Consider the following 9304-nt stretch of genomic DNA (forward strand, 5'->3'; position numbering starts at 1 on the left):
CCGCCGTACGGCGGCCGACGCCCGGCACGGTGCAGATCTCCTCGACCGTGGCGGCCCGGAGCTTCTTCAGCGAGCCGAAATGCTTCAGCAGTGCCTGGCGGCGGGTCTCCCCCAGGCCGGGGACACTGTCCAGCCCGCTGGTGGTGAGCCGCTTGGAGCGCTTGTTGCGCTGGTAGGCGATGGCGAACCGGTGGGCCTCGTCACGCACCCGCTGCAGCAGGTAGAGGCCCTCGCTGGTGCGGGGCAGCACCACCGGGTCGTCCTCGCCGGGGAGCCAGACCTCCTCCAGCCGCTTGGCCAGGCCGCACAGCGCCACATCGTCGATGCCCAGTTCGTCCAGTGCCCGGCGGGCCGCGGCCACCTGCGGCTGGCCGCCGTCCACCACCACCAGCTGAGGGGGGTAGGCGAAGCGCCGGGGGCGGCCGGTCTCGGGGTCGATGGGACCGGCCACGGGCTCCTCCCCCGGCAGGATCTCGCCGGGCGCGGGCGCCTCCCCGGACTCGGGGACCTCCCACTCGCCGGTGGCCTGCCGCTCCTGCAGATAGCGCCGGAAGCGACGGGTGAGCACCTCGTGCATGGAGCGGACGTCGTCCTGGCCCGCGAAGCCCTTGATGGCGAAGCGCCGGTACTCGCTCTTGCGGGCGAGGCCGTCCTCGAAGACCACCATGGAGGCGACGACGTCCTCGCCCTGGAGGTGGGAGATGTCGAAGCACTCGATGCGCAGCGGCGCAGAGTCCAGCCCCAGCGCGTCCGCGATCTCCTGGAGGGCGACGCTGCGGGTGGTCAGGTCGGAGGCCCGCTTGGTCTTGTGCAGGGCCAGCGTCTGCTGGGCGTTGCGCTGCACGGTGGCCATCAGGTCCTTCTTGTCGCCGCGCTGCGGTATCCGCAGGTCGACCCGGGAGCCGCGCAGGGTGCAGAGCCAGTCCGCGACCGGCTCCAGCGGCTCGGGCAGCGCGGGGACCAGCACCTCCTTGGGCACCGCCTCGTCGCCGCTGCCGTAGAGCTGCTGCAGGGCGTGCTCCACCAGGGCGGGGGTGTCGACGTCCTCCACCTTGTCCGTGACCCAGCCGCGCTGGCCGCGCACCCGGCCACCGCGGACGTGGAAGATCTGGACGGCGGCCTCCAGCTCGTCCTCGGCGATGGCCAGCAGGTCGGCGTCGGTGCCGTCGGCCAGCACCACGGCCTGCTTCTCCATGGCCCGCTTCAGGGCGCCGATGTCGTCGCGGAGCCGGGCGGCGCGCTCGTACTCCATGTCGGCGGCCGCCTCCCGCATCTGCTCCTCGAGGCGCCGCAGATAGGTGCCGGTGCGGCCGGCCATGAAGTCGCAGAACTCCTCCGCCAGGTCGCGGTGCTCGTCCGCCGTGACCCGGCCGACGCAGGGCGCGGAGCACTTGCCGATGTAGCCCAGCAGACAGGGCCGCCCCACCTGCTGGGACCGCTTGAACACCCCGGCCGAGCAGGTGCGCACCGGGAAGACCCGCAGCAGCAGGTCGACGGTCTCCCTGATCGCCCACGCATGCCCGTACGGGCCGAAGTAGCGGACCCCCTTGCGGTGCGGCCCGCGCATCACCTGGACCCTGGGGAACTCCTCGTTCAGGGTCACCGCGAGCGAGGGGTAGCTCTTGTCGTCGCGGTACTTGACGTTGAAGCGGGGGTCGAACTCCTTGATCCAGGTGTACTCGAGCTGGAGCGCCTCCACCTCGGTGCCCACCACGGTCCACTCCACGGACGCCGCCGTGGTGACCATGGTCGCGGTGCGCGGGTGGAGGTTCGCGAGGTCCTGGAAGTACGAGGACAGCCGGGAGCGGAGGCTCTTGGCCTTGCCGACGTAGATCACCCGTCCATGGGCGTCACGGAACTTGTAGACGCCGGGTGAGTCCGGGATCTGCCCGGGCGCGGGACGGTACGTCGACGGGTCGGCCATCAGTGCTCCCCTGCAAACGGATCCCGGACTCTGACGACAGTATCGCCCCCCGGTGACAGCGGACCGGACACCGCCGGTTCCCGGGGGCGGCTCAGGCCTTGCGGCCCAGGCCGCCGAAGACCAGCAGGGTGCTGGCGGTCGAGGGCTCGGGCACCGGCTCGTACGGGCGCCAGCGGACCACCGGCACCACACCGGGTTCCAGCAGCTCCAGGCCGTCGAAGAACCCCTCGATCTCCGCGCGGTCCCGCATCCGTCCGCTGCCCAGGGTCTGCTGGATCTCCTTCTCCAGCTGCCTGGCTTCCGGAGTGGCGTTGCAGAAGTGGCTGAGCAGCAGATGACCGCCGGGCGGCAGGCGGTCCACATAGGTCCGCACCAGCCCGGCGGGGTCCTCGGAGTCATGGAGGTGGTGGACCAGGCCGACCATCAGCAGTCCCACCGGGCGTCGCCAGTCCAGGAACTCCGCGACCTCGGGCCGGCCGAGCAGCTCCGCGGGCTCGCGGACGTCCCCTTCCACCACCGTGGTGTGCGGGTTGTCGGCCAGCAGGGCGCGGGCGTGCGTCAGCACCATGGGATCGTGGTCCACGTACACCACCCGGGCCTCCGGGAGGACCGACTGCGCCACCTGATGGGTGTTCTGCGCGGTCGGCAGGCCGGAGCCGATGTCCAGGAACTGGGTCACCCCCTGCTCCGCCAGGGCGCGCACCCCCCGTGCCAGGAACGCCCGCGACAGGCGGGCGCCCTGGCCGCCGTCGGGGATCAGCTCCAGCCGTCTGGCGGCGACCGCCCGGTCCACGGCGAAGTTGTCCTTGCCGCCCAGGATCGCGTCGTAGACCCTGGCGACGCTGGGCCTGGTGGCGTCCACCCCCAGGCGCTCCCACGCTGAGAGGTCGGTCTCGTCGTCCATCGCGGTTCTCCCCCGTCCGCTCGGTTCCGGGGCCAGCCTAGGACGGTCCCGTGGGTCCTGTTCACGGGTTCGGCCTCACCGCCGGCCGGGGAGACCGGACCGGGCAGCGGTGCCGGACGGGGGCGGGTGCCGGACGGGCCGGGCAGGACCAGCCGCCCAGGAGAGTCCGCCCAGGAGAGTCCGCCCAGGACGGGTGCCGGGTGGGCGCCGGACGGGTCAGGCGCCGGCGATCAGTCTGCCGTCCCGCAGCGTGACCTGAACCGCGGGCAGAGCGGTGGGCGCGGGCCCGGCCGCCACCGAACCGTCGGCGATCCGGAAGCGGCTGCCGTGGCAGGGGCACTCGATCAGGTCGCCCACGACACCGTCGACGACGCAGCCGGCATGGGTGCAGACCGCGCTAAACGCCTTGAACTCGCCCTTGGCGGGCTGGGTGACCACGATCCGCTGGTCGCGGTGGACGGTTCCGCCGCCCACCGGGACGTCGGAGGCGGGGCCCAGGTCCACCGGTCCGCCGGGCGCGGTTCTGGACGGGCCGCCGCCGGCGCCGCAGGCGGACAGCCCGAGCGCCCCCGCGCCGACCGCGCCGGCGGCGGCTGCGCCGCGCAGCACGGTCCGGCGGGACGGGCCGTCTGCGGCGGGGGTGGGTCGGCCTTCGAGGTGGTGCATGGGTGGTGCTCCGTCGGTGCCGGCCGGCCGCATCGGCCGACCTGGTGCGAGGCGGCCGATGCGGCCGCCGGGGTGGTCCCGGCCGACTCTATCTCCGGGGTGGTACGGCGGCGGACCCGGCGTCCGGCGGCACCGAGGCCGACGGCACCGCGGCAGACGGCACCGCGGCAGACGGAACGGCCGGAGGCGGCGCGGAGCCGGACGGCACCGAGGCAGACGGCACCGCGGCAGACGGAACGGCCGGAGGCGGCGCGGAGCCGGACGGCACCGAGGCAGACGGCACCGCGGCAAGCGGCGCCGCCGCCTGCCGCGCCCCGGCCGCGCGCAGCTGGTCCAGGGCCCGCGGCAGGCCGAGGACCACCGGCACCCAGATCAGCGCCCAGAGCCGGTCCTGCTGGTCCGCCACCGGGTGGGCGGCGGCGGTGGCCAGGCCCAGCGCCGCCGCTGCGGCCGCCAGGACGCCCAGCACCCGGCCGCGGCGCAGCAGTGCCCAGCAGGAGACGCAGAGCAGAAGCGGCAGCAGGGGATGGGCGGCCTGGTCGCGGCCCCACTGCGCCCAGTAACGGAGGTCGAGCCGGAGCAGCCGCGGCCAGGGGTCGGCCACCGGCGCCCGGTGGAAGCTGTGGGTGAAGGTGTCCTGGAGGGTCTCGGTCACATCCGGAAGCCGCAGCACGGTGACGGCGGTCGCGATCAGCACCGCCGCGGCGGTGGAGAGCAGGGCCAGCGGCACCGTCCCGGCGCGGGGCGCGCTGGCCGGGCCGGGGGCCGGGCCGGCGGACTCGGAGGACCCGGCTGCGAGGAACCGGACGCAGCCGGCCGCCAGGGCGAGGGCGATGGCCAGCATCATCGCGGTCGAGTACTTCACCAGCGCGGTGGCGGCCAGGGCCCCGGTCAGCAGGGCGGCTCCGGACAGGCGGGAGCCGTGCAGCAGCCGCCAGGCGCCGAGCAGGGCCGCCAGGACGCCTGCGGAGACCGCCCCTTCGGCAAGGGGCTGGGTGGACCACCAGCCCAGCCGCGAGCAGAGGAAGAGAAGCTGCCCGGCCACCGCGGCCGGACGGGATGCCCCGGCCTGCCGGAGCAGCGCGACCACCAGCAGCGACGCTCCGGCGGTGATCAGTACTCCGGTGAGCCACATGCCCCGGGCGACGCCCAGGGCGGCCACCGCCGGGGAGATCAGCAGCGGATAGCCGGGTCGGGAGTCGAAGATCCGCTCATAGCGGGGGTCGGCGGGGTCGAGCCCGTGCTGGTTGGTGGCCACACAGGACCGCAGGTCGCGGGTGCGCCGGGAGGAGCGCTGGATGAGGACCGGGTCGAGTCCGCGCGTCAGTTGGCCTTGCTCCGCGCGGGAGGCACAGTACGCCTGGACGGCCTGGCGTTGCGCCTGCGCCGGTGCGGAGCCCAGGATCTCCAGGCTGTGGCGGGCGTAGCGGTAGGAGTCGTTGCTCAGGGTCCAGTCGGCGTGGGCGACGACCTGGAGGGCGGCGAACACCAGGACCACCAGCAGGGGCAGTACGGCCGGTGTGCGCCCGCGGCCCGGTCCCGGTACGGGCCGCGGGGTGGCCGGAGATGCGTCGTCCAGCGGGTCGGGGGCCTCGGCGGTGGTGCTGGAAGCGGACATGCCGCCCATGGTGGGCGGAGTCCTGCTGCGGCTCGCTGCCCGGCGCTCCGCCGGGCAGCGAGAACCACACGGTCGGCGGGTCCGGCATCGCCGGTCACCCGCATCTCCGCTGCGTCGCAACGGCATTGACGGGGCGTTGGGGATCCGACTGGTCCGGTCGCGTACCAGGACGCGGCCGGACCAGCGCCCTCCTCGGGAGGGTCGGCTGCTGGAGGAGCTGCTAGCCGGCCTTGCGGCGGGACCGCTTGGCGGCGGGCGCCGCCGCCGCGTCGCTCACCCGGTCGCCCAGGATGTCGCGGAGGAACTTGCCGGTGTGACTCTCGCCCACCGCGGCGATCTCCTCCGGAGTGCCCTCGGCGACCAGGGTGCCGCCGCCGTGACCGCCCTCGGGGCCCATGTCCACGACCCAGTCGGCGGTCTTGATCACATCGAGGTTGTGCTCGATGACGATGACCGTGTTGCCCTTCTCCACCAGGCCCGAGAGCACCGTGATCAACTTGCTGATGTCCTCGAAGTGCAGGCCGGTGGTCGGCTCGTCCAGGACGTAGACGGTGCGCCCGGTGGAGCGCTTCTGCAGCTCGGAGGAGAGCTTGACCCGCTGGGCCTCACCGCCGGAGAGGGTCGGCGCGGACTGGCCGAGCCTGACATAGCCCAGCCCGACCTCGTTGAGGGTGCGCAGATGACGGGCGATGGCCGGCACCGCCTCGAAGAACCCCAGCGCCTCCTCGATCGGCATGTCCAGCACCTCGGCGATGGACTTGCCCTTGTAGTGGACGTCCAGCGTCTCCCGGTTGTAGCGGGCGCCGTGGCAGACCTCGCAGGGGACATAGACGTCCGGCAGGAAGTTCATCTCGATCTTGATGGTGCCGTCGCCGGAGCAGTTCTCGCAGCGGCCGCCCTTGACGTTGAAGGAGAACCGGCCCGGGAGGTAGCCGCGGACCTTGGCCTCCGTGGTCTCCGCGAAGAGACGGCGGATGTGGTCGAAGACCCCGGTGTAGGTCGCCGGGTTGGACCTCGGGGTGCGGCCGATCGGCGACTGGTCGACATGGACGACCTTGTCCACCAGGTCGGTCCCGGTGATCCGGGTGTGCCGGCCGGGGACGCTGCGGGCGCCGTTGAGCTCCCGCGCCAGATGGGTGTAGAGGATGTCGTTGACCAGGGTCGACTTGCCGGATCCGGAGACGCCGGTGACCGCGGTCAGCACGCCCAGCGGGAAGCCGACGGTGATGTCCTTGAGGTTGTGCTCGCGGGCACCGTGCACCACCAGTTGCCGCTTGCGGTCACGCGGCCGCCGCACCTCGGGGGTGGGGATGGACCGCTTGCCCGAGAGGTACTGCCCGGTCATCGACTCGTCGTTGGCCAGCATCTCGGCCAGCGGCCCCGAGTGGACCACCTTGCCGCCGTGCTCACCGGCGCCCGGGCCGATGTCCACCACCCAGTCGGAGGTCCGGATGGTGTCCTCGTCGTGCTCCACCACGATCAGGGTGTTGCCCAGGTCCCGCAGCCGCACCAGGGTCTCGATCAGGCGGTGGTTGTCGCGCTGGTGGAGGCCGATCGACGGCTCGTCCAGCACATAGAGCACCCCCACCAGGCCGGAGCCGATCTGGGTGGCCAGCCGGATGCGCTGTGCCTCGCCACCGGAGAGGGTGCCGGCCGCGCGGTTGAGCGAGAGGTAGTCCAGTCCGACGTCGACCAGGAACTTCAGCCGCTCGTTGACCTCCTTGAGCACCCGCTCGGCGATGACCTTCTCACGCCGGCTGAGGGTCAGCGCGGAGAGGAACTCCGCACAGTCGCTGATCGACATCGCGGCGATGTCGGCGATCGAGCGGTCCTGGATGGTGACCGCCAGCACCACGGGCTTCAGCCGGGTGCCCTGGCAGCCGGGGCAGGGCACCTCGCGCATATAGCCCTCGAAGCGCTCCCGGCTGCTGTCGCTCTCCGCCTCCGAGTGGCGCCGCTGCACGAACGGCACCGCGCCCTCGAAAGAGGTGGTGTAGGACCGCTCACGGCCGTAGCGGTTGCGGTAGCGCACCTCGATCTGGGTCTTGTGCCCGTACAGCAGCGCCTTGCGGGCCCGGACGGGGAGCCCGGCGAAGGGGATGTCGGTACGGAAGCCCAGCTCGGTGGAGAGCGCTCCGACCAGCCGCTGGAAGTACTCCTTGGTGTGGCCCAGCGACCAGGGGTGGATCGCCCCCTCGTCCAGCGACTTCTCCTCGTCGGGGACGACCAGCTCCGGGTCGACCTCCATCCGGGTGCCGATGCCGGTGCAGTCCGGGCAGGCGCCGAAGGGCGAGTTGAAGGAGAAGGAGCGAGGCTCCATCTCCTCGAAGGAGACGTCGTCGTAGGGGCAGTAGAGGTGCTCGGAGAACATCCGCTCGCGCTGCGGATCGTCGTCCGGGAGGTCCACGAAGTCCAGCACCACCATGCCGCCGGAGAGGCCCAGCGCGGTCTCCACCGAGTCGGTCAGCCGGCGCTTGGCGGACTCCTTCACCGTGAGGCGGTCGACGACCACCTCGATGGTGTGCTTCTCCTGCTTCTTCAGCGTGGGCGGCTCGGTGAGCTGCACCGTGGCGCCGTCCACCCGGGCACGGGCGTAGCCCTTGGCCTGGAGGTCGGCGAAGAGGTCGACGTACTCCCCCTTGCGACCGCGCACCAGCGGGCTGAGCACCTGGAAGCGGGTCCCCTCCGCCAGCTCCAGCACCCGGTCGACGATGGCCTGCGGGGTCTGGCGGGCGATCGGGCGGCCGCAGTGCGGGCAGTGCGGCTTGCCGATGCGGGCGAAGAGCAGACGCAGGTAGTCGTAGACCTCGGTGATGGTGCCGACGGTCGACCGGGGGTTGCGCGAGGTCGACTTCTGGTCGATGGACACCGCCGGGGAGAGACCCTCGATGAAGTCCACATCCGGCTTGTCCATCTGACCGAGGAACTGCCGTGCGTAGGAGGAGAGCGACTCCACGTAGCGGCGCTGGCCCTCGGCGAAGATGGTGTCGAAGGCGAGCGACGACTTGCCGGAACCGGACAGCCCCGTGAAGACGATGAGCGAATCGCGGGGCAGGTCGAGCGAGACGTTCTTCAGGTTGTGCTCGCGAGCACCGCGGACGATGAGGCGGTCTGCCACGCTTGTGCGCCTTTCTCCGGGGAGGGGGCTGAGGGGCTGGTCCGTGATCTGAGGCTCCCCGCGCCGCGGAACCGGGCGGGGCCGGACGGGGCTTTCCGGCTCCGCCCGGCGTCAGTCCCGTATGCGGGCGGACACCGCACCGCTGAGACGGCGGCGCCATCGCCCTACGGGGATCGTAACCAGACGGCTGGGGTGTTTCTTCCAACTTGGGAAGACCAGCGTATAGCGCAGACGTTCGAATATCGAGTTTGTCCACTGGAGAGCACCCGAACGAGTGACGACCGGCCCGGCACCGGGTTCCGACCCGCGGCGCAAAACGCCTGCTGGGGCCTGCGAACGCGGGTAGCGTCCGGTGTGCGGCCCACCCCGACCAACGAGCGGGGCGGGCCCGGGAAACGCCACCTGACCCGCTGGAGGTCCCATCCGATGACCGACGTGACCCGGACGACGCCCGCCGAATCGGCCCCCGCCGAGATCCGCGAGGACCTCGCCGAGGTGGCCGAGGCCACCGAGCGTCTGCTGCACACCGTCGCGGAGCTGGAGCCCGGGCAGCTCAGCGGGCCCTCCGCGCTGCCCGGCTGGAGCCGCGGCCATGTGCTCGCCCACCTCGCCCGCAACGCCGACTCGCTGGTCAACCTGCTCACCGGCGCCGCCACCGGGCGGCACATCCCGCAGTACGCCGACGCGGAGGCCCGGGAGCGTGGGATCGAGGAGGGCGCCGGGCGCCCCCTCGACGAGCAGCTCTCCGACCTCCGCGGCTCCCAGGAGCGCTTCGAGGCAGCGGCCGCCGCCCTCTCCGACGACGCCTGGGCGTTCCGGGTCCGGCACCGCCTGGGGCACACCTTCCCCGCGGCCGACATCCCCTGGAAGCGGCTGATCGAGCTGGAGTACCACCATGTCGACCTGGACGCCGGCTACACGCCCGCGCACTGGCCCGCCGTCTTCGCCCGGCGGGAACTGGACCGGCTCGCCGCGTCGCTCCACGGGGCGCCCGGGGTGCCGGGGGTGCGGCTGCTCACCGGGTCCGGCGAGGAGGAGCTGCGCATCGGCGACCCGGCGGGCCCGCCGGAGCTG

General features: G+C 72.6%; 6 protein-coding genes. 1 reads left to right on the forward strand and 5 read right to left on the reverse strand.

What is annotated here, in order from left to right; translation table 11 throughout:
- The 5 genes from uvrC to uvrA form a co-directional block, all read right to left on the reverse strand.
- The coding region (uvrC, locus tag AOK09_RS33565; RefSeq protein ID WP_055591000.1) for an excinuclease ABC subunit UvrC at positions 1 to 1924 on the reverse strand (1924 nt) is incomplete at its 3' end.
- 91 nt (positions 1925 to 2015) lie between these two features.
- Entirely contained in the window at positions 2016 to 2828 is an 813-nt protein-coding gene (locus AOK09_RS33570) for an SAM-dependent methyltransferase (RefSeq protein WP_055591001.1), read from the reverse strand.
- Positions 2829 to 3044: 216 nt separating this feature from the next.
- Positions 3045 to 3494 (reverse strand): Rieske (2Fe-2S) protein, encoded by a 450-nt coding sequence (locus AOK09_RS33575; protein WP_055591002.1) that lies wholly within the window; start codon positions 3492 to 3494, stop codon positions 3045 to 3047.
- 88 nt (positions 3495 to 3582) lie between these two features.
- The gene (locus AOK09_RS33580) at positions 3583 to 5112 is read right to left on the reverse strand and encodes a hypothetical protein (RefSeq protein ID WP_157876141.1); all 1530 of its coding nucleotides are present in this window, start codon (positions 5110 to 5112) and stop codon (positions 3583 to 3585) included.
- A 220-nt stretch (positions 5113 to 5332) separates the two neighbouring features.
- Positions 5333 to 8230 carry an excinuclease ABC subunit UvrA gene (gene uvrA / locus AOK09_RS33585; protein ID WP_055591004.1) on the reverse strand — a complete coding sequence of 966 codons (2898 nt, stop codon included), beginning with the start codon at positions 8228 to 8230 and terminating at the stop codon, positions 5333 to 5335.
- A gap of 426 nt (positions 8231 to 8656) precedes the next feature.
- Between uvrA and AOK09_RS33590 the strand changes: the two genes are divergently transcribed.
- The coding region (locus tag AOK09_RS33590) for a maleylpyruvate isomerase family mycothiol-dependent enzyme (protein WP_055591005.1) at positions 8657 to 9304 on the forward strand (648 nt) is incomplete at its 3' end.

The organism is Peterkaempfera griseoplana, from assembly GCF_001418575.1.
GTDB classification, from domain to species: domain Bacteria; phylum Actinomycetota; class Actinomycetes; order Streptomycetales; family Streptomycetaceae; genus Peterkaempfera; species Peterkaempfera griseoplana.